The 22,927-nt window shown below is 71.5% G+C and carries 21 protein-coding genes and 1 tRNA gene; 8 read left to right on the top strand and 14 right to left on the bottom strand.

All coding sequences use genetic code 11. The features are described from left to right. Positions 1 to 54 precede the first annotated feature (54 nt). Positions 55 to 2,184: a putative bifunctional diguanylate cyclase/phosphodiesterase gene (locus tag KAK07_RS18620; protein ID WP_210851502.1), complete on the top strand. Its 2,130-nt coding sequence runs from the start codon at positions 55 to 57 to the stop codon at positions 2,182 to 2,184. Positions 2,185 to 2,193: 9 nt separating this feature from the next. On the opposite strand, the gene KAK07_RS18615 is transcribed toward KAK07_RS18620, so the two are convergent. Further along, positions 2,194 to 3,312, bottom strand: a complete 1,119-nt coding sequence (locus tag KAK07_RS18615) for a 3-deoxy-7-phosphoheptulonate synthase (protein WP_256441140.1) — start codon at positions 3,310 to 3,312, stop codon at positions 2,194 to 2,196. Between the two features lie 74 nt (positions 3,313 to 3,386). Between KAK07_RS18615 and KAK07_RS18610 the strand changes: the two genes are divergently transcribed. Beyond that, positions 3,387 to 3,686, top strand: a complete 300-nt coding sequence (locus KAK07_RS18610) for an antibiotic biosynthesis monooxygenase family protein (protein WP_210851500.1) — start codon at positions 3,387 to 3,389, stop codon at positions 3,684 to 3,686. A gap of 68 nt (positions 3,687 to 3,754) precedes the next feature. Here the strand turns inward: KAK07_RS18610 and KAK07_RS18605 are convergent, their stop codons facing one another. The 6 genes from KAK07_RS18605 to KAK07_RS18580 form a co-directional block, all read right to left on the bottom strand. Then, positions 3,755 to 4,327, bottom strand: a complete 573-nt coding sequence (locus KAK07_RS18605; protein ID WP_210851499.1) for a YceI family protein — start codon at positions 4,325 to 4,327, stop codon at positions 3,755 to 3,757. Between the two features lie 44 nt (positions 4,328 to 4,371). Continuing rightward, positions 4,372 to 4,932 (bottom strand): YceI family protein, encoded by a 561-nt coding sequence (locus tag KAK07_RS18600; RefSeq protein ID WP_210862496.1) that lies wholly within the window; start codon positions 4,930 to 4,932, stop codon positions 4,372 to 4,374. A gap of 20 nt (positions 4,933 to 4,952) precedes the next feature. Then, the gene (locus KAK07_RS18595) at positions 4,953 to 5,486 is read right to left on the bottom strand and encodes a cytochrome b (protein WP_210862494.1); all 534 of its coding nucleotides are present in this window, start codon (positions 5,484 to 5,486) and stop codon (positions 4,953 to 4,955) included. 79 nt (positions 5,487 to 5,565) lie between these two features. Then, entirely contained in the window at positions 5,566 to 6,456 is an 891-nt protein-coding gene (locus tag KAK07_RS18590) for an NUDIX hydrolase (RefSeq protein WP_210862492.1), read from the bottom strand. An 80-nt stretch (positions 6,457 to 6,536) separates the two neighbouring features. Continuing rightward, positions 6,537 to 8,609 (bottom strand): sensor histidine kinase, encoded by a 2,073-nt coding sequence (locus KAK07_RS25840; protein WP_210862491.1) that lies wholly within the window; start codon positions 8,607 to 8,609, stop codon positions 6,537 to 6,539. Between the two features lie 28 nt (positions 8,610 to 8,637). Continuing rightward, a complete protein-coding gene (locus KAK07_RS18580) occupies positions 8,638 to 9,459 on the bottom strand; it encodes an ABC transporter substrate-binding protein (protein ID WP_210862489.1) in 822 nt (273 codons plus the stop codon). 186 nt (positions 9,460 to 9,645) lie between these two features. Here KAK07_RS18580 and KAK07_RS18575 point away from each other — a divergent pair, with 186 nt between their 5' ends. Further along, positions 9,646 to 10,155 carry a hypothetical protein gene (locus tag KAK07_RS18575; protein ID WP_210862487.1) on the top strand — a complete coding sequence of 170 codons (510 nt, stop codon included), beginning with the start codon at positions 9,646 to 9,648 and terminating at the stop codon, positions 10,153 to 10,155. A 3-nt stretch (positions 10,156 to 10,158) separates the two neighbouring features. Here KAK07_RS18575 and KAK07_RS18570 read toward each other — a convergent pair whose 3' ends face one another. Then, a complete protein-coding gene (locus tag KAK07_RS18570; RefSeq protein ID WP_210862485.1) occupies positions 10,159 to 10,563 on the bottom strand; it encodes a YkgJ family cysteine cluster protein in 405 nt (134 codons plus the stop codon). A gap of 131 nt (positions 10,564 to 10,694) precedes the next feature. On the opposite strand from KAK07_RS18570, the gene KAK07_RS18565 reads away from it, so the two are divergent. The 3 genes from KAK07_RS18565 (at position 10,695) to KAK07_RS18555 (ending at position 15,806) form a co-directional block, all read left to right on the top strand. Further along, positions 10,695 to 13,985 (top strand): ATP-binding protein, encoded by a 3,291-nt coding sequence (locus KAK07_RS18565; RefSeq protein WP_210862483.1) that lies wholly within the window; start codon positions 10,695 to 10,697, stop codon positions 13,983 to 13,985. Between the two features lie 167 nt (positions 13,986 to 14,152). Beyond that, on the top strand, positions 14,153 to 14,830 hold the full coding sequence (locus KAK07_RS18560; protein ID WP_210862481.1) for a hypothetical protein: 678 nt from the start codon (positions 14,153 to 14,155) through the stop codon (positions 14,828 to 14,830). A 151-nt stretch (positions 14,831 to 14,981) separates the two neighbouring features. Then, complete coding sequence (locus tag KAK07_RS18555) at positions 14,982 to 15,806, top strand: DUF8757 domain-containing protein (protein WP_210862479.1); 825 nt, start codon at positions 14,982 to 14,984, stop codon at positions 15,804 to 15,806. On the opposite strand, the gene KAK07_RS18550 is transcribed toward KAK07_RS18555, so the two are convergent. The 6 genes from KAK07_RS18550 to rsmB form a co-directional block, all read right to left on the bottom strand. Beyond that, complete coding sequence (locus KAK07_RS18550) at positions 15,763 to 16,245, bottom strand: DUF488 domain-containing protein (RefSeq protein WP_210862477.1); 483 nt, start codon at positions 16,243 to 16,245, stop codon at positions 15,763 to 15,765. The genes KAK07_RS18555 and KAK07_RS18550 overlap by 44 nt on opposite strands. Positions 16,246 to 16,401: 156 nt before the next feature. Continuing rightward, a tRNA-Phe gene (locus tag KAK07_RS18545) sits at positions 16,402 to 16,477 on the bottom strand. 68 nt (positions 16,478 to 16,545) lie between these two features. After that, positions 16,546 to 17,268 (bottom strand): response regulator, encoded by a 723-nt coding sequence (locus KAK07_RS18540; RefSeq protein ID WP_210851484.1) that lies wholly within the window; start codon positions 17,266 to 17,268, stop codon positions 16,546 to 16,548. A 34-nt stretch (positions 17,269 to 17,302) separates the two neighbouring features. Beyond that, entirely contained in the window at positions 17,303 to 19,564 is a 2,262-nt protein-coding gene (locus KAK07_RS18535) for a sensor histidine kinase (RefSeq protein WP_210862475.1), read from the bottom strand. Between the two features lie 13 nt (positions 19,565 to 19,577). Next, entirely contained in the window at positions 19,578 to 20,117 is a 540-nt protein-coding gene (locus KAK07_RS18530) for a DUF4390 domain-containing protein (RefSeq protein ID WP_210862473.1), read from the bottom strand. A 105-nt stretch (positions 20,118 to 20,222) separates the two neighbouring features. Beyond that, positions 20,223 to 21,548 (bottom strand): 16S rRNA (cytosine(967)-C(5))-methyltransferase RsmB, encoded by a 1,326-nt coding sequence (gene rsmB, locus KAK07_RS18525; protein ID WP_210862471.1) that lies wholly within the window; start codon positions 21,546 to 21,548, stop codon positions 20,223 to 20,225. Between the two features lie 80 nt (positions 21,549 to 21,628). Between rsmB and folE the strand changes: the two genes are divergently transcribed. Further along, complete coding sequence (gene folE, locus KAK07_RS18520) at positions 21,629 to 22,375, top strand: GTP cyclohydrolase I (RefSeq protein WP_210851480.1); 747 nt, start codon at positions 21,629 to 21,631, stop codon at positions 22,373 to 22,375. A 2-nt stretch (positions 22,376 to 22,377) separates the two neighbouring features. Next, positions 22,378 to 22,803 (top strand): BLUF domain-containing protein, encoded by a 426-nt coding sequence (locus KAK07_RS18515; RefSeq protein WP_210803702.1) that lies wholly within the window; start codon positions 22,378 to 22,380, stop codon positions 22,801 to 22,803. The last annotated feature ends 124 nt before the right edge of the window (positions 22,804 to 22,927 follow it).

The raw sequence follows: 22,927 nt of genomic DNA, 5'->3' as shown, positions 1-22,927 counted from the left end.
AGGGGTTCAGTTGCTTGCGGGAATTCCGATAGCAAGGGATAAACCTGCCCAGTGATGGATTCCCAGACTATCGTCCCCTTTGCCAACGGCGTGGCCAGCCTCAGTGCCGCGCTGATGGGCATCCTGCTCTTCGCCCTGATCGGCCACGCCGACGAGCGCCTGCGCGCCGGCCGCCAACCCGGTGCGCTGGGCTGGCTGGCCGCGCTGTCGCTGGCCGGCGGCAGCGGCCTGTGGGCCATGCTGTGCGTGGCATTGGCCGGCATGGGCCTGCCCTGGGACCTGTTTTTCCGCCCGGCCCTGCTGGCGGTCAGCTGGGGCGTGGCGATTGTCGGCATGGCCGGCATGCTGTCGCTGTCGCTGCTGTGGTCGCACCGGCCCTGGCTGCGGGTGCCGGTGCAGGCCCTGGTGCTGGGGGGGCTGTGGCAGCTGGTGGCGGCGGTCGCGGCGGGCTCGCTGCAGTGGCCGGCCCAGCATGTGCTGCTCGAGACCCAGGCGATTGCCGTGGGTGCGATCAGCCTGGGCGCCCTGGTGGGCCTGGGCTGGCTGGGCCATCCACGCTTCAGCCAGGTGGCGCGCGTGGAGGTGCGGGTGTGGGTGGGGGCGCTGGCCTTCGGCCTGCTGTGCGGGCTGGCGGCCGAGCTGAGCGTCAGCGCCCTGGCTTTCGCGCCGCTGCCACCGGGCCCGCGCGGCGACGGCGCCGACCCGGGCGTGGTCTGGCTGCTGTGCGGCGCGGCCACCGGCCTGCTGGTGCTGGGCGTGTTCGGAGCCCTGGCCGACGCCGGCTCGCGCCGCCGCCAGGCCAGCCTGCGCGCCTCGCTGAACGTGGCCCAGGAGCGCCTGCGCGAACAGGCGCTGTCCGACCCCCTGACCCGTCTGCCCAACCGCGCGCTGTTCGAGGAGCGCCTGGCCGAGCAGCTCGACAAGGTGCCCGCCGGCGAGCGTGAATCGCTGGCCGTGCTGTTCATCGACCTGGACGGCTTCAAGCCGGTCAACGACTCCTTCGGCCATGCCGCCGGCGATTCGGTGCTGGCCGAGGTGGGCGAGCGCCTGCGTGGCCTGGTCGAACCGCAGGACCTGGCCGCGCGCGTGGGCGGCGACGAGTTCCTGCTGCTGCTGCAGCTCGATGGCGACGCCAGCCGCGGCCCCCGCACCGCCCAGGCGGTGCTCAAGGCCATCTCGCGGCCCTACCGCCTGCCCAACCTGGTCGAGGTCAACCTGTCGTGCTCGATCGGCATCGTCACCTACCCGGCGCACGGGCCGGGCAACAAGCTGATCGCCAATGCTGATGCGGCGATGTACGCGGCCAAGCGCGCCGGCGGCTCGTCCTTCGCGGTCTTCGCGCCCAGCATGGACCAGGACGCGCGGCTGCAACTGGAGCTGCAGCACGACCTGCGCACCGCGATCGAGCGCCACGAGCTGGAGCTGTACTACCAGCCCAAGGTGCACGCGCTCTCGGGCCAGATCACCGGCGCCGAGGCGCTGGTGCGCTGGAACCACCCCACCCGCGGCATGATTTCACCGGCGGTCTTCATCCCGGTGGCCGAGCGCTTCGCGCTGATCAGCGCGCTGGGTTACTGGGTGATCGAGGACGCCTGCCGCCAGGTGCGCGAGTGGCTGGACCAGGGCCTGCGCATGCGCGTGGCCGTGAACCTGAGCATGCAGCAGCTGCGCCAGGACGACCTGGTGCCGCGCATCCGCGCCGCGCTGGAACGCTACCGCATCGAGCCCTCGCTGCTGACCTTCGAGATCACCGAGTCGGTGGCCATGGAGGACACCACCATGCGCGCCTTCGGTGCGCTGGCGGGCGTGGGCGTGTCGCTGTCGATCGACGACTTCGGCACCGCCTATTCCAACTTCGCCGCACTGCGCAAGCTGCCGGCCAAGCAGCTGAAGATCGACCGCAGCCTGTTCACCGACATCGACGAGAGCGGCGACGCGCTGGCCGTGGTCGACGCGATGATCAAGATGGCCCACGCGCTGGGCCTGAAGGTGGTGGCCGAAGGGGTGGAAACCGAACGCCAGCGCGACCTGCTGCTGGCCCTGCACTGCGACGAGTTCCAGGGCTACCTCTACGGCCGCCCGATGCCGGCGGCGATGCTGTCGCTGTGGGCGCTGGGCGAGGGCGAGACCCACCCGGTGGACTTCCGGGCCTCCCTCTACGACCCCCGAGTTCTCATCAACTGATACCCCAGGCTAGCCGCGCCGCGACGCAACAGCCGCGGCCAGCGTGCGCAACAGCGGCTCGGTATCAGCCCAGCCGATGCAGGCATCGGTGATCGACACGCCGGGCTTCAGCGCCTGGCCGGGCACCGCGTCCTGGCGGCCTTCTTCCAGGTGGCTTTCGATCATCACGCCGGTGATGCGGCGCTCGCCGGCGGCGATGCGTGCCGCCACGTCGGCGCCCACCTCGATCTGGCGGCGGTGCTGCTTGGACGAGTTGGCGTGGCTGAAGTCGATCATCACCTGCTCGCGCAGGCCGTTGGCGCGCAGCACCGCGCAGGCGGCGTCGACATCGGCGGCGGCGTAGTTGGGCTGCTTGCCGCCGCGCAGGATCACATGGCAGTCGGCGTTGCCACGGGTCTCGAAGATCGCCGCCTGGCCCATCTTGGTCATGCCCATGAAGGCATGCGCGGCGCTGGCCGCGACGATGGCGTCGGCCGCCACCTTGACGCCGCCGTCGGTGCCGTTCTTGAAGCCCACCGGGCAGGACAGGCCGGACGCCAGCTGGCGGTGGCTCTGGCTTTCGGTGGTGCGGGCACCGATCGCGCCCCAGGCCACGAGGTCAGCGATGTACTGCGGCGACAGCAGGTCGAGGAACTCGGTGCCGGCCGGCAGGCCCATGCCGGCCACCTCCAGCAGCAGCGCGCGGGCGCGGCGCAGGCCCTCGTTGATGCGAAAGCTGCCGTCGATGCGCGGATCGTTGATGTAGCCCTTCCAGCCCACCGTGGTGCGCGGCTTCTCGAAGTAGACGCGCATCACCAGCAGCAGCTCACCCGAGAGTTCGTCGTTCAGCGCCTTCAGCCGCTGCGCATAGTCGATGGCCTGCGCGTGGTCATGGATCGAGCAGGGGCCGACCACCACCACCAGGCGGTCGTCCTGGCCGGCCAGCACGCGGGCGATGCCGGCGCGCGCGCCCTCGACCACATCCTGCGCGGCCGCGGGCAGCGGCAGTTCGTCCAGCAGCAGCGCCGGGGAAATCAGCGGTCGCACCGCGCCGATGCGCAGGTCGTCGACACGGGTGGTGTCCTGGGTGGCGGCAGCCGAGCCGACCTCGTGGTCGTGCTGCCAGTCGTCGGGGCGGGGGGTGCTCAAGCGCGGTCTCCGGAATGCGGCGCGGATCATAGCCGCGTGGCACACTGGCTTTCCTGACGACGCTCCTGCCCACCATGATTCTTGAAATCGCCGACATCCGCATCCAGCCTGGCCGCCAGGCCGAATTCGACGAGGCCATCCAGCGCGGCCTGACCACCGTCATCGCCCAGGCCCCCGGCTTTCGCGGCTTCAAGGTGAACAAGGGGATGGAGAGCCCCGAGCGCTATGTGCTGCAGATCTTCTGGGAGACGCTGGAGGACCACACGGTGGGCTTCCGTGGCTCCGATCTGTTCACCCAGTGGCGCGCCATCGTCGGCCCGTTCTTCGCTCAGCCGCCGGTGGTCGAGCACTTCACGCTGCTGGCGCGGTCCTGAACACACCGTGCTCATGACAACAGGGGACCCGCGGGTCCCCTGTGTCGTTCATGGGTGGTGGCCTGGCCTTACTGGGCGGCCACGGCCTCGATCGACAGCGTGATCGTCACCTCGTCGCCGACGTAGGGCACGTACTTGCTGGCGTTGAACTCGCTGCGCTTGATCACGGTGCTGGCGTTGGCGCCGATGGCGTCGACCTTCATCATCGGATGGGCCTGGTTGACGAAGTGGGTCACCGTCAGCGTGACCGGCTTGGTGACACCCTTGATCGTCAGGTTGCCCTCGATCGAGGCGGGCTTGTCGCCGTCGAAGACCACCTTGGTCGACTTGAAGGTGGCGGTGGGGAACTTGGCGGTGTCCAGGAACTCCTCGCCCTGGATGTGGCCGTTGAACAGGCTGGAGCCGGTGTCCACCGAGGTGGTGTCGATCGTCACGTCGACCGAGCCGGTCTTGGCGGCCTTGTCGAACACCACCGAGCCACTGACCTTGTTGAACTTGCTCAGCTGGGTGGACATGCCCAGGTGGTTGTACGAGAAGCGCGGGAAGGTGTGCGTCGGGTCGACGTTGTAGGTCACCGGGGCGGCGATGGCGGGGATGGCGGCGGCCAGCACGGTGGCGGCGAAGAGCGAACGCAGGTTCATCGAGAAACTCCCTGACAGGGTGGGTGAGAAGAAGGAGACGGGCATCACAGCGGCGCCATGCCGCTGATCGCCAGCTTGAAGTTGACGACGACGTCGTTGGCCACCATCGAGGTGTCGGCCCACTCGCCCTCGCCGATCTTGAAATCGAGGCGCTTGATCGTGAACGAGCCAGTGGCGGTGGTGGCGCCGCCGGCCTGGGTCAGGGCCACCGGCACGACGATGTCCTTGACGTTGCCCTTGACGCTGAGCTTGCCGGCCACCTCGAACTTGCCGCCGCCCAGGCCCTTGATGGCGCTGGACTGGAAGCTGGCGGTGGGGAACTTGGCCACGCCGAACCACTCGGGCTTGGGCAGCTCGGCATCGGTCTCCTTGGCACCGAAGCTGGCGCTGCCGGTCTGGATGGCGAAGCTGACCTGGCCGGCCTCGGGCTTCTTGGGGTCGAAGCGCATCTGGGCGGTCCACTGCTTGAAGCGGCCCTGCATGGCCACGCCCATCTGCTTGGCGCTGAAGCCGATCTCGCTGGCGGCGGGGTTGACCACCGGGTCGGCGGCCAGGGCCGTGGCGCTGAAGAGCGCGAGCACGGCGGGGATCAGAACACGGTTCATCGGAACACTCCTGTGGGGGCTCAGCGGCCCGGACGCATGCGGTTGAGCAGGCCATCGCGGTCGATGACATGGTGCTTGATCGCCGCCGCCACATGCAGCACGACCAGCAGCGCCATCAGCCAGGCCAGGGATTCGTGCCAGGGCTTGATCAGCTCGGCCAGGGCCTCGTCCTTGGGCACGAAGTCGGGCAGCGGCAGCACGCCGAACCAGACGATCGGGAAGCCTTTGGCCGAGCTGTAGGCCCAGCCCACCAGCGGCACCAGGAAGAACAGCGCGTACAGCGCGTGGTGCGTGGCGTGCGCGGCCAGCTGCTGCCAGCGCGGCGCGGGCAGGTCGGCCGGCGGGCGGTGGGTCAGGCGCCACACCAGGCGCAGCGCCGACAGGGCCAGGATGGTCACACCCGCCCACTTGTGCCAGTTGTAGAGCTTGAGCTTGGCCAGCGAATTGGGCAGGTCGGCCATGTACAGGCCGACGCCGAAGGCGCCGACGATCATCAGGGCCAGCAGCCAGTGCAGCGCGATCGCGACGCCGGTGTAGCGTTCAGTGGAGTTCATCGTTGAAGGTCTCGACGGGATGGGCGAGAGTGTCCGATCCACCGGCGGCCCGGTGGTTCACCCCGATGCACGACGCACTTCAGCGGATTTGAAGCGTCGGCTCGACCCGGCGCGCCGCCGCCGGCGCCACCTGCAGCGCCTGCAGGGCCTGGGCGTCGGCCGCCGTCAGCAGGCCGTGGCGGCTGGCGAAGTCCAACGTGGCCAGGCCGGCATCGGTGGTCAGCGCGCCGGCGCGCACCTGGGCCAGGGCCTCGTCGAGCGGCAGGCAGCGAAAGCCCGCCACCTCGCCGTCCTGGTTCTGCGGCACGCGGCCCGGCGGCAGGGCCAGGTCGAAGACGAACAGCCACTCGCGCTGCAGGCCCTCGGGGATGTCGCAGTGCAGTTCGAACACCCGGCCCGGCCGCAGGGCGGTCAGCTCGTCAGCCTGCAGGCCGGCCTCCTCCCAGGCCTCGCGCAGCAGCGCCTCGCGCGGGGTCTGGCCCAGTGGCACACCGCCGCCGATCAGGTTGTCCAGCATGCCTGGATCGGTGGGCTTGTGCGGCGAGCGCTGGGCGATCCAGAGGTGGCTGGGTCGGCCATCGGGGCCCGCCAGGTAGCCATTGCAGTGGGCACCGAAGGTCAGCGCGCCCCAGAAGCGCGCGGCTGCGCGCTCGATCACCGCGTGGCGCCGGCCGGTCTCGTCCAGCCACGGATAGGGTTCGTCGCGCCAGGCGCGGATCAGGCCCTGGGCCCGCAGGGCGCGGTGCACCTGGTCCAGCGCCGCGTCCAGCGCCGCGCCGGGGTCGGCGCGCAGCCGCAGCGCGTCGGGCGCGCGGTGGAACAGGTCGGGCCAGGCGGCCAGGGCGTCACGCTCGGCCCAGGCGACGCTGCCCAGGCCAGGCGCGCCGTCGCCGTCGCCCAGCAGGACCGGGCAGCGCCGGGCCGGGTCGTGGTCGCGGGCGCGTCGCAGGCAGGGCCAGGCGCTGCTCATTGGGGGCAGCGGCCGCCGGGGCGCCAGTCTGCGTGATGGGGGCATGCGCGCGAGTATCGCAGCGCGGACCGGTGGCCGGCTCAGAGCGCCGGCAGACGGATCTCGAACTGCGCGCCGCCGCCCTCGGCGTTCATTGCGATGATGCGGCCGCGGTGGGCGGCCATGATCTTGCGGCAGATCGCCAGGCCCAGGCCGGTGCCGCCCGAGCCGTCCTTGGTGCGGGTGGACTGGGTGAAGGGGGCGAAGATGCTTTCCAGCTCGTCGGGCGGGATGCCCGGGCCGTGGTCGCGCACGTGCACGATCAGCTCCTCGCCCTGGCGCGACCAGCGGGTCTCGATGACCGAGTCGGCCGGGGCGAAGCGCAGCGCGTTGGCCAGCACATTGCGGATCACCTGCTGCAGCCGGAAGGCGTCGCCATGCGCCAGCATCGGCAGCCCCTCGTCGGGCAGCGCCAGGTGGATGCCCCGGCTGGAGGCCAGCGGCGCCAGCTCGGCCACCACCTCGCGCACCGTGGGGACCAGGTCGATCACGGCCAGCTCGCTGCGGCCGAAGGTGGCCTCCAGCTGCGACAGGTCGAGCAGGGCCTCGACCAGCGTCAGCATGCGCTCACCGCCGGCATGGACCATCGAGAACATCTGCTGCTCGCGGCTGTTGGCCGCGGCCCGGTCACGGCCCAGCTCGGAGAAGCCGAGGATGCTCTGCAGCGGCGTGCGCAACTCGTGGCTGACATTGGCAATGAACTCGCCCTTGGCGGCATTGGCCTGCTCGGCGGCCTCCTTGGCCTCGCGGGTGCGGCGCTCGGCCTCGCGGAATTCGCTGACGTCGACCAGGCAGGTGATGGTGCCGCCGGCGCGGCCGCCGGGGTCGGCAAAGGCCATGTGGCGCACCACCACGTCGCGCAGCAGGCCGCGGCCGTCGCGCAGCTGGGTTTCGTGCTGGGCGGCGCTGCCCCGCTGCAGCAGGCCGGCGCCCAGCGCCGGCGCCAGCGCGGTGGCGGTTTCCTCGCCCAGTGCGGGCAGGGCCTGCTGGCCCAGCAGCGCCGGGGCGTCGCGGCCGGTGAACTCGCACCAGGCCCGGTTGACCCGCACGAATCGGCCCAGGGCGTCCTGCACCGCCATCGGCACCGGGCTGACCTCGAACAGGCGGTCGGTGAAGGCGTCCTGGGCGGCCAGCGTGCCCTGGGCCTGGCGCAGGTCGGCGCTGACCAGCTCGTGGCCGCGCAGGCTGCGCCAGGCCAGGGCAGTCAGCGCGGCGATCAGCGCCAGGGCGAGGGTGCCGCCGATCAGCGCGCCGTGGCGCACCTCGCCCAGGCGGTCCTCGACCGTGGCGAGCGGCGTCTGCACCAGCACCACCAGCGGCGCCCGGCGCACCGAGCGCCAGGCCAGCAGGCCGTCGACATCGTCCAGGCCGCGGGCGGCCTCGACGCCGGACTCGCGGTCCGGCAGGTGGCGGGTGAACAGGTCCAGCTGCGCCTGCCGGCTGCCCGGCAGCGCGCGCAGGTTCTCGGTGGCCGCCACCAGCGTGCCGTCGTAGGCGAGCAGTGCGCCATCGACATGCGTGCCGCTGAGGGTGAGCTGCTGCTGGTTGGCGATGAAGTCGGTGCTGATCAGGGCCACCAGCTGGCCCGCCTCGCCCGGCAGCGGCCAGGTCAGCGGCAGCACGGCCACGCCGGCCGGGGCGCGCTCGCCGCGCGCCAGCTGGGCCAGGTCACGCACCGTCTGCAGCGGCGCCAGGCCGCCGGGTCCGGCGGTGACCGCTGCGCGTGGCAGCTGCAGGCCGCGCGCACCGGGCTGCGAGCTGGCACGTACGCGGCCCTCGCTGTCGAGCCAGCTGATGCTGCGCACGAAGGGCAGGCCCCGAACGGTGGCGCCCAGCAGGTTGTCGACCTGGGCGGGCGCGTCGGGCTCGGCCTCGATGGCCGGCGCCAGCGTCTGCAGGGCCAGCTCGGTGCTGCCGATCAGGCGCGCGGTCTGGTCCTCCAGCACCCGGGCATACAGCTCGGCGCGGCCCTGCACGTCGGTTTCGATCTCGAACCGCTCGTAGCGCACGAAGGCCGCCAGGCCCAGCACCACCGTCAGCGCCAGCAGCAGCCCGGCCCAGGGCAGCGCATCGCTGCGCAGCCAGCGCGGCAGCGAGCCGGGCGCGGCACTCACCGGGGGGTGCTCCGATCAGGGTGCATCGTCAACGCACCACCACCTCGCCCAGGCCGGCACGCTGGGCCGCCGCAGCCAGGCGGCCGTCCTTCTTGATCTGCGCCACGAAGGCGTCGGCGCGCGCCAGCCATTCGGCATCGCCGGGCTTGACCGCGTAGGCGTAGGGCAGCACGTGGAAGGGCTTGCTGGGCGGCACCAGGCGGGCCCAGTCGGCGTTGTCCAGCAGGCGCCGGCTGTAGGGGTAGTCGGTCATGAAGACATCGACACGGCCGGCTTCGAGCTCGCCCTCGCGCGTCTGCGGCGGCTTGACCACCACCATCGTGGCCTGCTTCAGCGCAGCCTTCATCACCGGCTCCATGAACGTGCCGGCCTGCACCGCCACCTGCACGCCGGGCTGATCGATGTCGTCCCAGCTGCGGATCGCGCGGTTGCTGCGGGTGGTGATGCCGTAGATGTCGCTCTGCAGGTAGGGCTGGGTGAACTTCAGCTTCTCGGCGCGGGCTGGCAGCACCGCCACCGCGTGCATGGAGATGTCGCAGCGGTCGCCCAGCAGGTCGTCGATCAGCTTGGGAAACGAGCTTTCGACGTACTGCAGCGACACGCCCAGGTCCTTGGCAAAGGCCGCCGAGAGCTCGATGTCGATGCCGCCGAGCTGCTGCGTGCGCGGGTTGCGCCAGGTGACGCCGTAGTACTCGGGCCAGATGCACACCCGCAGCGTGCCCGAGGCCTTGATGCGATCGGCCACCGGGCCGGCGTGCACCGGGGCAGCGCACAGCGTGGCGAGCGTGGCGGCCAGCAGGCTCAGGCGGGTCAGACAGGTCAGACGGGTCAGGGCACGGGGCAAGGTCATGGCGATTCTCCAGCAGGGTCCTGTCGCCGATGTTGCCGCCAACGCGCGCCTCGTTAGGCGCGGAACAGCGCGGCCTTTCGGTTGTTCACCCAGAGATGTCCGGATTGTCGCGCCGGGTGCGTCTTCTTCAGTACGGACCCGCTGATGACGGGCCCGCCCCCCTTCCAGAAACCCAGGAGATTCGCCATGCAACGCTTTCAACGCTCCCTCGCCGCCGCCCTGCTGCCGCTGGCCGCCCTGCTGGCCGCCCCGGCCGCCCAGGCCGTGACCATCGACGACTGGCAGCACACCGTGCCCGCCTGTGCGCCCGACAGCCTGAACTCGCTGCGCAATGCGCAGATCAACGCCCCCTTCGGCTTCGTGCGGGCCAACAACCCGGACGTGCCGCCGCTGGTCTTCACCTGCAACGTGCTGGACTCCTTCGCCACCGCGGTGCCCACCTGGACCCGCCTGGTGCTGCAGTACCGTGACACCGTGGGCGGCCGGGTGAACGCCACGCTGTACCAGAAGGACAAAGTCACCGGCGTCCCCGCAATGATCGCCAACGTGGTGGGCCCGGCTGCCGCGGGCGTCAACAACGTGGCCGTGCCGGTGCCGGGCATGGACTTCGCCCTGAACACCTACTACGTCGTGGTGACGCTGCAGGGCTCGGCGCAGAACCCGCCGCAGGCCCACACCGTGATGCTGGTGCAGTGAGGCTCAGGCCCGCGCCGTGCGGGCCCCATAGGGGCAGTGCCCCGGCCGCGGCCCCACCTGCGGGTGCCGGCGGCAGGTGTCGGGCCGCTGCGCGTAGACCGTGCAGCGGCGTGACGCCGCGTCCAGGTAGCGGCAGTCGCCGCTGGCGCGCCGGGGCAGCGTGAAGACGCCGGACTTGGCGGTGTAGCGCGCGATCTGCCCCGCCTTCTGCAGGCGCCGGGCGATCAGCCGGACCTCTTCGTGTTCGGCCTCGAAGGGGTCGACCAGGCCCAGGCGCACCAGATCGGCCAGCCGCACCTCGACCGGCATGGTGCAGCAGTTGGCCTGGCAGCTCTCGCACAGCCCGGGCCGGTAGCGGGTCCAGGTGGACAGGCGTTCGACGTCGACGATGTGGATCGGGGAGCGCATCGGACCCCGATTGTCCCGCGCGAGGCGGGCCCTGCGGTGGATAACAGGTCGGTAACGACCTGGCGGGAGACTGGCTGCACTTGGTAACACGTGAGGGTCCCGACGAGGATCCGCCGCCCGCCCCGTCCGCCATGACAACCCCGCCCAGCCCCGGCCTGGTCAAGATCCACCTGACGCGCAGCCCCTGCCTGGTGCTGCCCCAGGGCGCATCCGTGCCGCTGTCGCGCAAGGACGCCGCGCTGCTGGCCATCCTGGCGGTGGACGGCAGCGCCGCCAAGGACCTGGTGGCCACCATGCTGTGGCCGCGCGACAACCCGCAGGGCTCGCGCCTGAACCTGCGCCAGCGGCGCTTCCGCCTCACCCGCACCGCTGGCGCACCGCTGGTGGAGGGCGACGACCTGCTGCGCCTGAGCAGCCGCGTCGAAGACCCGCTGGCGGGCGTGGCCGACGGGCCCGGCGCGGCGGTGCCGCCGCTCGGCGCCGAGCTGCTGGACGGCCTGGAGTTCGACGACTGCCCGGACTTCGCCGGCTGGCTGCAGCAGGCCCGCCCGGCCTGGCGGCAGCGCCAGCTCGAACGCATGGCGCGCGAGTCCGACCACCTGGAATCCATCGGCCGCCTGAGTGACGCGCTGGCCATGAGCCAGCAGATCGTCGCCGCCAACCCCTACTCCGACCTGGCCCACCGGCGCCTGATCTGGCAGCTCTTCCTGAGCGGCGATCTGGGCAGCGCGATGTCGGTCTACCAGGCCTTCTGCGGCCGCCTGGCCGGCGACCTGGGCGAGCTGCCCGACGACGCCACCCAGAGCCTGGTGGCGCGGATCCGCCAGGGCGAATTCGCCGCCGTGCCCAGCCGCTCGCGCGCCACCGCCCGGCCATGGGTGCCCAGCTGTGTCGGCCGCGAGGGCCAGCTGGCCGCACTGCAGCAGGCCTGGGCGCAGCGCCAGCCGGTGCTGATCGAGGGGGCGCCGGGCATCGGCAAGACGCGCCTGATCGGTGAGGCCATCCGCCGCCTGGGCATCCACCGGGCCTTGCATGTGCCGGCCTATGCCGGCGCCTCCGAGCGGCCTTATGCGCTGCTGGCGCGCCTGTTGTCGGCGCTGTGGTCCACACCGCACGGGCTGTGCCCCCAGGGCCAGCGCGGGCTGCCCGAGTGGGCGCTGCGCGAGCTGTCGGCGGTGCTGCCGGAGCTGCATGGCCGCAGCAGCGACGTGCAGGCCACGCGGTTGCTGCGCGCGGTCGAGCTGGCGCTGACCCAGGCCGGGATCGACCTGATCGTGCTGGACGACCTGCAGCAGGCCGATCTGGCCACGCTGGAGCTGCTGCCGGCACTGGCCCAGCCCACGCTGCCCCCCTGGTGGCTGGCCAGCCGCGCGGGCGAGCGTCCGGCCGCGCTGGACACCTGGATCCGCGCCGCCAGCGCCCCGCTGATGCTGGAGGTGCTGCCGCTGGACCGCACCGCGATCGGCGCCTTGGTCGCCGACGCCGACACGCTCGGTCCGATGCCCGCGGACGCCGCCGAATCCATCCACCGCGCCTCGGGCGGGCTGCCGCTGCTGGCGGTGGAGCTGATCAAGTCGATGTCCGATGGCTGCTTCGGCGACGGCCTGCCGCCGCCGCAGGACATCGCCAACCACCTGCTGGCGCGCGAGGCCGGCCTGCCCCCGGATGCGCGCCAGCTGGCCCGCGCCGCCGCGGTGCTGCGCGCCCCGATCCCGCCGCAGACCGCGGCCGCCATCCTGGGCGACTCGGCCGACCGCTGGCGCCAGGCGCTGCGCCACCTGGACGCCATCCACTGGGTGGATGCCGACGCACGCATGCATGACCTGATCGGCAACTGCCTGCGCGAGGCCATGCCGGCCCTCGACCGCATCCTGCTGCACGAGCAGATCGCCCACTGGCTGGAGCACAGCGCGGGCCCCTGCGTCGAGGCCGCGCAGCACCACGAGGCGGCCGGCCGGCCCGTGCTGGCCGCCCCGCTGTACGAGCGCGCTGCCCAAGAGGCCGCGCGCGCCGCGCGCGTGGCCGAGCAGGCCCGCTTCCACCAGCACGCCGCGCGCTGCTGGGAGGCTGGCGGCCACCTGGACAAGGCCTTCGAGGCGCTGCGCGCCAGCATCGGCCCACTGACCATGAGCCAGGGCGCCGAAAGCGCGCTGCCGGTGGCCGAGCGTCTGTGCACGCTGGCGCGCTGGCCGCGCCAGCACCTGCTGGCCCGGCTGGAGCTGGCCGATCTGGCGCTGCACCGCGGCCACTACACCGACGCCGAGCAACTGGCCCGCGAGCACCTGCCGGTGGCCCAGACCCTGAAGGACATCGACGCCACGCTGCAGGCCGGCGCCACGCTGGCCTATGCGCTGGGCGGCCAGAACCGGCCCGACGAGGCCTTCCAGACCCTGAGCGGGTGGCAGGCCCTGCTGCCCCAGGCCTCGGTCAGCGCACGGCGGCACTTCCTCGGCGCGCAGGCCGCGGTCTGCTGGCAGGCGGGCCAGCTGGGCCAGTGCGCGCTGCACACCCAGGCGCTGCTGGATCTGCTGGTCGAGCAGCAGCAGTGGAGCGACGCCACCGTCGAGGTCAGCAACCTGGCCGCCATCCGCACCCAGCAGGGCCGTTTCGCCGAGGCCGACGAACTGCTGCGGAACACCCGCACCTGGCGCGAACTGCTCGGCCCGCTGGAGGGCCACATGCAGGCTGGTCTGGACGTGACCCGCGCCGTCACCGACCTGGGCCTGGGCCGCGTGGCCAGCGCGCTGCAGCACGCCTGGCGCGCACTGCACGAATGCCAGCACGCGCCCGAGCTGGGCCGCATCGGCGCCCGTGCGGCCGAGACCCTGGTGCGCACCCACCTGTGCGCTGGCCAGCCCGGCGCGGCGCGGCAGGCCCATGCCCGGCTCGCCGACGCCACCACCTCGGCGGTGCGGGCGCGCGCCTGGCTGCTGCTGGCCGCCATCGACAGCGCCGAGGGCCTGGGGTGCGAGCGTTCACTGCAGCGCGCCCACAGCGCCGCCACCGACGCCAACGACCCGCTGCTGCTGCTGCGTGTGCAGGCCGAGCAGCTGTGCGCGCGGCCCGGCAACGCCGACCCGGCTGCGATCGAGGCGGTCGAACAGCAGGCCCGCCGCCTGGAGCAGGGCGCACTGGCGGCCCGGCTGGCCTGGCACCGCGTGGGGGCCTGGCTGGCGCGCGGCAACGGCGCCCAGGCCGGTGCCCTGGCCCAGCAGCTGCTGGACGACACGGCCCAGCCCGAGGACATCCTGCCCTGCCACTGGCTGGACCTGGGCGCCCGCGCGCTGCAGGCCGGCCGCCTGGCTGGGGCCGACGCCGCCGCGCGCCGCGCCCGGGCCGCCTACGCCACCAGCGCCGACAAGCGGCCCCCCAACGAAGCGCCGCCCCGGGTGTGGCCCCGTTTTCCTGCGGGGGCGGCATGAGCATTTGTGCACAACCCGGCACGCGTCTGCGGTTCTGCCCTGATGCGCTGCACCCGCAGCCTGCATACATTCTGTTACAGCGCCCCCCGCTGTGTTCTTCCGGCGCCCGCCGGCCACCTTGTGCCAGGCCGTCCGGGTCGGGCACCGCTCACTCATCAGGAGTACCCATGAAGACCCCCTCCGCTTCACCCACCCTGCGCGCCGGTCTGGTGGCGCTGGCACTCGCCGGCCTGGCCGGTGGTGCCCTGGCCGATGCGGCCAACCCGGTCAACGACACCACGGTCAACGTGGTCCAGAACGGCGACAGCAGCACCACGGTGACCATGTCGGGCACCTGGTGGTGGGCCGGCCAGAACTGCACCGGCCGCTACGGCGTGGCCTGGTCGGTGGACTGGTGGGGCGTGAGCACCCGCACCACCCCCGTGCCCAGCTTCACCATGAGCAACGCCACCGTGGTGCTGGCCCATGGCTCGACCACCCGCGCGGATGTCAACCCGGCCGGCGCCATCGCCATCCCGGGCGGCACCTACTTCCACACCGGCCCGAAGTTCTCGGGTGAAGTCCCGTTCTCCAAGACCACCTGCCGGGTCGAGGTGCGCGGCGGCGTCAGCGGCGCCACCGGCGCCTGGTCCGCCGAGGCCACCTACCCCGCCGGCGCCCAGCTGCCGCCGCAGCTGTGCGTCAACATGTACGACCCGCACGGCAAGGCTGGGAGCCCCAGCAACAAGGCGGCCGACCTGAGCCCGATCCTGCAGAAGGACAACTCGATCCAGACCAACGCCTACGCACCGGGTGGCGGCAGCTGCGCGACGATGCTCCCGCCGCCGCCGCCGCCGGTGCCCTGATCAGGGCAGAGCAAGGCGTAACAGCTCGCGGGTAGGCGGGCTGTGTGCAGGGCCAGGCGCATGCCTGGCCCTTTTTTTTCATCGCGGGGCAGTCTCTGGCAGACAAGGCCTGAGAACCGGTCCGCCGCCAGGACAAGCCAGGGAGACTCAAGTGGCCACAGACCACCAGCGCATCCTGATCCTCTGCAAGACTTACCCCTCACCCAGCGCTCGCTACGTCGAGACGTCCTGCGTGGCCGGCATGTCGGAAAACGGCCACCTCGTGCGCTTGTTCCCGGTGCCGTTCAGACTCGTCGAGGACGAGCAGCAGTTCCGCAAGTGGCAATGGATCAGCGCGCGCGTGCGCCGGGCACAGGACGACGCCCGGCCGGAAAGTCATCGGATGTCGGTAGACACGATCGAGCTTGATGGTGAGCCGCTGCCGACGCGGGATCACTGGATCGCGCGACGCGATGCGATCAAGGCCGCGCCGGTCTTCGCCTCATTCACCGATCTGGAGGCGGCCCGCGAGTCACGCGGCGTGACGCTGGGCCTGGTGCGGCCGGCGCGGTTGTTGGGGCTGGACATCAGAACCGTGGAGAACCCGAACTGGACGGATGACGAGAAAGCCAAGCTGATGCAGGAGCAACAGCAAGGCAGCCTGTTCGATGCGGTGGAGGATCAGCGCTCGTTGAAGACGCTGAAGAAGCTGCCTTTCGATTTCCATTACCGCTACGTCTGCGAGACAGCGTCGGGCATGAGCGAGCACAGGCACAAGCTGGTGGACTGGGAGGCTGGCGCGCTGTACTGGAACGTGCATCGCCGGCCCGACTGGCAGGCCGCGTTCCGCCAGAAGTTCGTGACCGAGTTCAGCGAGAAGGATGTGCTGTTCCTGATGGGCACCATCCACCGCTTTCCCAAGCAGTGGCTGATCGTCAGCGTGCTGTACCCGCCTAGGCTGCCAGACGCGCTGGCGCGTCAGCAACCACTGTTCTAGCGGACAGATGGCGCACAGCAGGCGCGCCGGCCGCGTGCGCTGCCCGGGCCACGTAGGTGCGGTGGCATAGGCCGAAATCGGCCTCGAAGCAGACCAGGCAGGCCTGCTGGGCGAGCGCTGAGCGGCTCAGGTCATCGATTTCGGCCTTCTGGCTGGACAGGTAGGCCAGGAAGCTGCGCGTGTAGGCCTGCCAGTCGCCATCCGCCTTGTAGCGATCGCGGACAGGCTTGGGGCACCCGAGAGCCGGGCGGTGTTCGTACTCGATGCCTGCGGCCGCCAGGGCTTCGCGGAAAGCCGTCTTCGAAAAGCCCTTCTTGCGCGACAAGGGCAGCTCGCGCACATCCACGATCAGCTGGACGCGGGCCTGCAGCAGGCGTTCGATGAACGCCTCGATGGTCAGGCCTTCGTAGCCGAAGGTGTAGAGCGCGGTGTTGGCCATGGGTCTGGTTCTGCGGTCATCGCAGCGTACAACGCGCCTGCGGGATGCGCATGAGGAAAGGCAGCACGCGGACGGCTTTTCAATCAGGCGCAAAAAAGCCCGGACTGGCCGGGCTGATCTGCTGCACCAAGTGCTTGTCGCACTTCGCTTTTATCTTGGTGGCCTGGGGCGGAATCGAACCACCGACACGCGGATTTTCAATCCGCTGCTCTACCAACTGAGCTACCAGGCCTTTTTCTGTGTCTCTGCCGCGTCACCGGCTGGGCCGGGTCAGCGAAGTCCAGCAGTATAGCACGGGCTTCAGGCGCCGCTACCGCGCTTGTTGCGTGAGAGGTCCACGCCCAGCTGCTTGAGCTTGCGGTAGAGGTGGGTGCGCTCCAGGCCGGTCTTCTCGGCCACGCGGGTCATGCTGCCGTTCTCGCGCGCCAGGTGGAACTCGAAGTAGCTCTTCTCGAAGGCGTCGCGGGCCTCGCGCAGCGGGCGGTCCAGGTCGAAGCTCTGCTCGGCCTGCGGGCCCAGGTCGACCTGCATCACCGGCAGGCCCAGGCCGCCGGTCATCGCGGCTTCCACGGTCAGCGCGGGCTCGGCCAGCACGCCGCGGATCGGGCCGCCCACCGGTGGCGCGGGGGTGGCGGGCGCGGCGCCGGGCGCGCGGGCCGGGGCGCGGGCCAGGCCCTGCTCCACGGCGCGCAGCAGCTTGGCCAGCGTGATCGGCTTTTCCAGGAAGGCGATGGCGCCGTACTTGGTGGCCTCGACCGCGGTGTCGATCGTGCCGTGGCCGCTCATCATGATCACCGGCATGTTGAGCAGGCCGGTGGCGCCCCACTCCTTGAGCAGCGTGATGCCGTCCACATCGGGCATCCAGATGTCGAGCAGGACCAGGTCGGGGCGCATGCGCTCGCGCGCAGAGCGGGCCTGCACGGCGTTCTCGGCCAGCTCGATCGAGTGACCTTCGTCCGTGAGGATTTCCGACAACAGGGCACGAATGCCCATTTCGTCGTCGACTACAAGAATGGTTGCCATGGGTGGGTTGCGCTGCGCGGTCTTTCGGCCGGGGTCAAGGCCTTGTCGCGGGCCGATCCGGCGCCGTCGCCGTGGCGCCGACGTCCGTCAAACCTGAAAATGATAACGAAACCTGCGCACCTGCCGGCGCGGCGTCGTCGCCGGATGCCCCGAGGTTGACGATTCGCACGCGCGCACCGTGTTCGTCGGCGATCTTCTTGACCACCGCCAGACCCAGTCCGGTGCCCTTGGTCTTGGTGGTCATGTAGGGCTCGAAGGCGCGCTTGAGCACCTTGTCGGCGAAGCCCGGGCCATTGTCGGTGACGCGCAGCCGCACGATGGCCGGGCGGCCGGTTTCCTGCGGCGGCTGGTCGGTGCTGACCACCACGCGGCCGTCCTCGCGGCCGGCCACCGCATCCAGCGCGTTCTGCACGAGGTTGTGCACCACCTGGCGCAGCTGGGTGGCGTCGCCCTGGATGGCCGGCAGCGCGCGGTCGCACTGGGCCTGCAGCCGGCCCTGGTCCTGCTCATCGCCGTAGAGCGCCAGCACCTCGGCCACCAGCGCGTTCAGGTCCAGCGGCTGCATGTTGGCCGAGGGCAGGCGGGCGTAGTCGCGGAACTCGTTGACCAGCTGCTTCATCGCCTGCACCTGGGCGACGATGGTGGCCACCGAGCGCGCCAGCATGGCCTGGTCGGGCTCGTCGAGCTTGGCCTCGAGCTTGTGCTGCAGGCGCTCGGCGCTGAGCTGGATGGGCGTGAGCGGGTTCTTGATCTCGTGCGCCAGGCGGCGCGCCACCTCGCTCCAGGCCGCCGCGCGCTGGGCCGAGACCACCTCGGTGATGTCGTCGAAGACGATCAGCCGCGCCGGCCCCGGCGGCAGGATGGCGCCGCGCACCAGCAGCGTCAGCGTGGCGCCGGCGTCGCCCACCGACAGCTCGAAGGCGTCCTGCCACTGGTCGCGCTCGCCCTCTTCGGGGTTGTGGTGGTGCTGGCTGAAGCGCTGGTCCACCGATGCGGCCAGCGCCGCCAGCCCGGGCACCTCGGCCAACGGGCGGCCCACGCCGGCCGACACCGGCGCGCGCAGGATGCGTGTGGCGCCGGGGTTGACGGTGTCGATGCGGCCCTCGCGGTCGAACACGATGACGCCGGCGGTGAGGTTGTCCAGGATGGTCTGCAGCCGGGTGCGGGCGTTCTCGAGCTGGCGCAGGCTGCGCTGCGCCTGTTCGCGCGCGCTGCCCAGCTGTTCGGTCATGGCGGCGAAGTTGCGCGTCAGGCCGCCCAGTTCGTCGCGCGAGGCGAACACCGGCTTGGCCCCCAGGTCGCCGGCCGCCACCTGGCGCATGCCCTCGGCCAGCAGCAGCAGCGGCCGGGCGATCTGGTTGCCCAGCAGCACCGCCAGCAGCACCGCCCCGAACACCGCCAGCACCATGGCCAGCGTCAGCGTGCCGATGTACATGCGGCGCAGGCCCTCGCGGGCCAGGCTGCGCGCCTGGTACTCGCGGTAGGCGGCCTGCACCGCCAGCGCATTGCGGGTGAGCACCTCGGGCAGCGGCTGCACCACCATCAGGAAGCGCTCCTCGTCGCCCACCAGCGCCAGGCTGGCGCTGGGCACCTGGGCGATCGCGCGGATGCGGGCGCGGCCGGCGGTGGCAGGATCGTCCTCCTCCAGGCCTTCGATGACGCTGATCGAGGGCTGCTGGCGCGCCTGGCGCAGCAGCGTGGACGCCGGCCGCTCCGGCGAGATGGCCACGCCGGGCCCGGCCGCCACCAGCACCTGGCCGGCGCCGCCGATCAGCGCCGCTTCTTGCACGCCCAGCTGTTCGCGCAGGCGCTCCAGGCCCAGGCCGTCGGGCACGCGGCGCGCTTCGGACAGGCGCTCGGCCGCCAGCCGCGTCTTGGTGCTCAGGTCCTCGGACAGCGCTTCCAGCGTGCCCTTGCCCAGCGCCAGGCCGGCGCGCAGCGCGTCGTCCACGCGGGTGTCGAACCAGGCCTCGATGCTGCGCGAGACGAACTGGTAGCTCACGGTGTAGATCACGCCGCCGGGCACCACCCCCACCAGCGCAAAGATGGCCGCCAGCTTCAGCAGCAGCCGGCTGCCGAACTTGCCCGAGCGCATGCGCAGCGCCAGCCGCGTGGCGGTGACGGCCAGCACCACCACCAGCAGCGCCGCGGCGGCCACGTTGATCCAGAACAGCCAGACGAAGTGGCGCTCGTAGCGCGTGGGGCCCTGGGCCAGCAGCGACAGCACGAAGGCCAGCACCAGACCCAGGCTGGCCGTCAGCAGCAGCGCGATGCCCCAGCGGGTGGTGAGCTTCATGGGGCCGGGCCGTTCACTCCAGGCGGACGCTGCGCTCCACCGAGAGACGCCAGTCGGCCTGCGCCGCCAGGTCCAGCTGCATCGGCCGCGGCAGCTGGGTGTTGTCCAGACGGAAGCTGAACTCGACCTGGTAGCGCTCGCCGGGTTCGATCTCGCCGGGCTCGGCAATGCGCCAGCCGCTGGCACGCGAGACGATGGCCAGGGCCTCGGCCGCGCTGCCCACGGTCTGGCCCAGCGCGCCCAGGCTGACCCGCCACTGGCCGGTCAGCGGTTGGTAGGACAGGCGCCAGGTGCGGGTGGCGCGGGCCACGCGCTCGTCGCGCCAGTACCAGCGCGGCCGCAGCACCGTGGCCTGGGCCACGAAGTACAGCGGCACGCCTTTGAGCATGGCGTCTTCCACGGCCCGGCTCAACACCGGTCGGGCCTGGAAGTCCAGCACCAGCGCGCCATCCTGGCGGGCGATGTCGAAGACCGGCAGCTCCACCGTCTGCGCCAGGGCCCCGCGGCTGCTCAGCAGCAGCCCCGCCAGCCCCACCAGCAGCAGCAGTGCCATGCGCCCGGCCAGACGCACGGCGCGCCTCAGCCAGAGGGTGGGCAGGGATCGGACCGCAGTGGTGGGCACGGGCGCGAAATTCGGGGCAGGCGCCGCCGCCACCGGTCAGGGCGCGCGCGGCTTCGACAACAGGGCGTAGTAGAAACCGTCGGCCGGCGAGGCCTCGGTCACGGTGGCCCGATTGTCGGGCAGCGGCAGCAGATGGCCCGGCGATAGGGCCTCCAGACGGGCGCCGCCGGGCCCGTGGCGTTGCAAGAATGCGTCAATCTGGGCATCCCCTTCGGCCCGGAAGATCGAGCAGGTGGCGTACAGCAGGCGCCCGCCCGGCGCCAGCAGCGGCCACAGGGCCTCCAGCAGTTCCGCCTGCACCGCCGCCAGCGCGGCGATGTCCTCGGGCCGGCGCAGCCAGCGGATGTCGGGGTGGCGGCGCACCACGCCCGAGCCGCTGCAGGGCGCGTCCAGCATGATCGCGTCGAAGGGCTGGCCGTCCCACCAGCTGGCGGGGCGGCGGGCATCGGCGGCCTGGGTCCGGGCCGCCAGGCCCAGGCGGCGCAGCGTGTCGTCCACCCGGGACAGGCGGGCGGCATCGGTGTCCAGCGCCAGCAGGTCCAGGTCGGCACACTCCAGCAGGTGGGCGGTCTTGCCCCCTGGCGCGGCACAGGCGTCCAGCACCCGGGCCCCCGGCGCCAGGCCGGCGCCCAGCAGCAGCGGCGCGGCACGCTGGGCCGCCAGGTCCTGCACCGAGACATCGCCCTGCGCGAAGCCGGGCAGTTGCTCCACGCCCACCGGCTGGGCCAGCAGCACCGCGTCGGGGCTGTCGGGCATCGCGCGGGCCGCCAGACCGGCGGCCTGCAGCCGGGCCAGGTAGGTGTCACGGGTGCCGTGGCGGCGGTTGACCCGCAGGGTCATCGGCGGGCGCTGCTGGGCCTGTTGCAGCAGCGCGGTCCAGTGGCCGGGCCAGTCGTGACGCAGGCGCTCGATCCACCACAGCGGGTGGTTCCAGGCCGCCACCGGTTCGTGGCTGACCTCCTGCACCAGCGCCGCACGCTCGCGGATGAAGCGACGCAGCACCGCGTTCAGGAAGCCGCTGGCCGCCGGCACCTTGCGGCGCGCCGCGGTCACCGCCTGGTCGACCAGCGTGTGGTCCGGGTAGGGCGGCGCATCGTCGGGCCACAGCAGCGCGATGGCGCTGCACAGCAGCGCATCCACCACCGGCGGCGGCGCCTTCGGGGCCAGACGGGCACGCACGGCCTGGGCCGCGCCCAGCCGGCGCATCACGGTGAACGACAAGGCCTGCACGCCCGGGCGGGCCGGCGCCGCGCAGGCGGCCAGGGCATCGGTCAGCGAGCGGCCGGCCAGCACGGCGGCCACGGCATCGGCGGTCAGTTCAAGCAGCCGCGACAGCGGGGGCGACGGGTGGGGCGCGTTCACCCGTGCAGTCTACCCAGGCCCGCTGCCAGCAGGGTTGCGCGCGAAGCCCCACAATGGGCCTCCAGACAGGAGACTGCCCGATGGCCCAGACCGACCCCGACCTCCGCAACCGCCCTCCCCGACTGATCCTGGGCGAGGACGACCTGTCCCGGCTGCCCGCCTCCGAGCGCATCCGCTACCGCCTGGTGGGCGCCGACCGTCGCTACCACGCCAACGACAACATCGCCGAATTCATCCGCGAGGGCGAACTGAAGGAACTGCGCGCCGAGGTGCAGGCCAAGATGGCCGATGTGCTCAAGGCCCTGGTGATCGACACCGAGAGCGACCACAACACCCAGGAGACGGCCAAGCGCGTGGCCAAGATGTTCATCGAAGAGGTGTTCCGCGGCCGCTACCAGCCGATGCCCGAGGTCACCGAGTTCCCGAACATCTCGCGCCTGAACGAGCTGATGATCGTCGGCCCGATCACCGTGCGCAGCGCCTGTTCGCACCACATGTGCCCGATCCTGGGCAAGATCTGGATCGGCGTGCTGCCCAACGAGCACTCCAACCTGATCGGCCTGTCCAAGTACGCGCGCATCGCCGACTGGATCATGACCCGCCCGCAGATCCAGGAAGAAGCCGTGATCATGCTGGCCGACGCGCTGCAGGAACGCGTGAAGCCCGACGGCCTGGCCATCGTCATGGAAGCTGACCACTTCTGCATGCAGTGGCGCGGTGTGAAGGACAACGACTCCGCGATGACCAACAGCGTGATGCGCGGCGCCTTCCTGAAGAACCCCGATCTGCGCCGCGAGTTCCTGTCGCTGCTCAGCAAGAAAGACTGACCATGCTCGTCCGCCTGATGTACGCCAGCCGCGCCGCCACCGCGGTGGACCAGGAGGAGCTGGCGGCGATCCTGCGCACCTCTGCCCGCCGCAACCCCGAGAACGGGATCACCGGCGTGCTGTGCTGCTCCGGCGGCCTGTTCATCCAGGTGCTTGAAGGCGGCCGCTCGCAGGTCAATGCGCTGTACCGCCGCATCTGCGGCGATGCGCGCCACGAAGAGGTCACGCTGCTGGCCTACGAAGAGATCAACGAGCGCCGCTTCGCCGGCTGGGCGATGGGCCAGGTCAACATGAGCCGCCTGAACCCCGCCGTGCTGATCAAGTACAACGAATGCGCGCGGCTGGATCCGTTCGCGGTGTCTGGCGCCGCCACCGTGGCCTTGTTCGACGAACTGGTCGCTGGCGCGGCGATCATGGGACAGGGCTGAATCGGCTCGCTGCCCTGACCGGTCGTTGGGCTGACTGCGGCTGTCTAGCGCGGCGGCCGAGGGGGAGTTCGCTTGTCCTCATGTCCCCCGGCCTGCGGCCTCCTCCTTGACTTCGGCCAAGCGA

The organism is Ideonella alba, from assembly GCF_018069875.1.
Lineage (GTDB): Bacteria > Pseudomonadota > Gammaproteobacteria > Burkholderiales > Burkholderiaceae_C > Ideonella > Ideonella alba.
This window is presented reverse-complemented; position numbering and strand designations above follow the sequence as displayed.

Bases quoted from the DNA above. Each gene is read 5' to 3' on its own strand.
- KAK07_RS18620 (WP_210851502.1), top strand. From the start codon at position 55: ATGGATTCCCAGACTATCGTCCCCTTTGCCAACGGCGTGGCCAGCCTC.
- KAK07_RS18565 (WP_210862483.1), top strand. From the start codon at position 10,695: ATGACAACCCCGCCCAGCCCCGGCCTGGTCAAGATCCACCTGACGCGC.
- KAK07_RS18550 (WP_210862477.1), bottom strand. From the start codon at position 16,245: ATGGCCAACACCGCGCTCTACACCTTCGGCTACGAAGGCCTGACCATC.
- KAK07_RS18610 (WP_210851500.1), top strand. From the start codon at position 3,387: ATGATTCTTGAAATCGCCGACATCCGCATCCAGCCTGGCCGCCAGGCC.
- KAK07_RS18590 (WP_210862492.1), bottom strand. From the start codon at position 6,456: ATGAGCAGCGCCTGGCCCTGCCTGCGACGCGCCCGCGACCACGACCCG.
- KAK07_RS18600 (WP_210862496.1), bottom strand. From the start codon at position 4,932: ATGAACCGTGTTCTGATCCCCGCCGTGCTCGCGCTCTTCAGCGCCACG.
- KAK07_RS18605 (WP_210851499.1), bottom strand. From the start codon at position 4,327: ATGAACCTGCGTTCGCTCTTCGCCGCCACCGTGCTGGCCGCCGCCATC.
- KAK07_RS18530 (WP_210862473.1), bottom strand. From the start codon at position 20,117: ATGGCACTGCTGCTGCTGGTGGGGCTGGCGGGGCTGCTGCTGAGCAGC.
- KAK07_RS18575 (WP_210862487.1), top strand. From the start codon at position 9,646: ATGCAACGCTTTCAACGCTCCCTCGCCGCCGCCCTGCTGCCGCTGGCC.
- KAK07_RS18580 (WP_210862489.1), bottom strand. From the start codon at position 9,459: ATGACCTTGCCCCGTGCCCTGACCCGTCTGACCTGTCTGACCCGCCTG.
- KAK07_RS18560 (WP_210862481.1), top strand. From the start codon at position 14,153: ATGAAGACCCCCTCCGCTTCACCCACCCTGCGCGCCGGTCTGGTGGCG.
- KAK07_RS18540 (WP_210851484.1), bottom strand. From the start codon at position 17,268: ATGGCAACCATTCTTGTAGTCGACGACGAAATGGGCATTCGTGCCCTG.
- KAK07_RS18515 (WP_210803702.1), top strand. From the start codon at position 22,378: ATGCTCGTCCGCCTGATGTACGCCAGCCGCGCCGCCACCGCGGTGGAC.
- KAK07_RS18535 (WP_210862475.1), bottom strand. From the start codon at position 19,564: ATGAAGCTCACCACCCGCTGGGGCATCGCGCTGCTGCTGACGGCCAGC.
- KAK07_RS18570 (WP_210862485.1), bottom strand. From the start codon at position 10,563: ATGCGCTCCCCGATCCACATCGTCGACGTCGAACGCCTGTCCACCTGG.
- folE (WP_210851480.1), top strand. From the start codon at position 21,629: ATGGCCCAGACCGACCCCGACCTCCGCAACCGCCCTCCCCGACTGATC.
- KAK07_RS18595 (WP_210862494.1), bottom strand. From the start codon at position 5,486: ATGAACTCCACTGAACGCTACACCGGCGTCGCGATCGCGCTGCACTGG.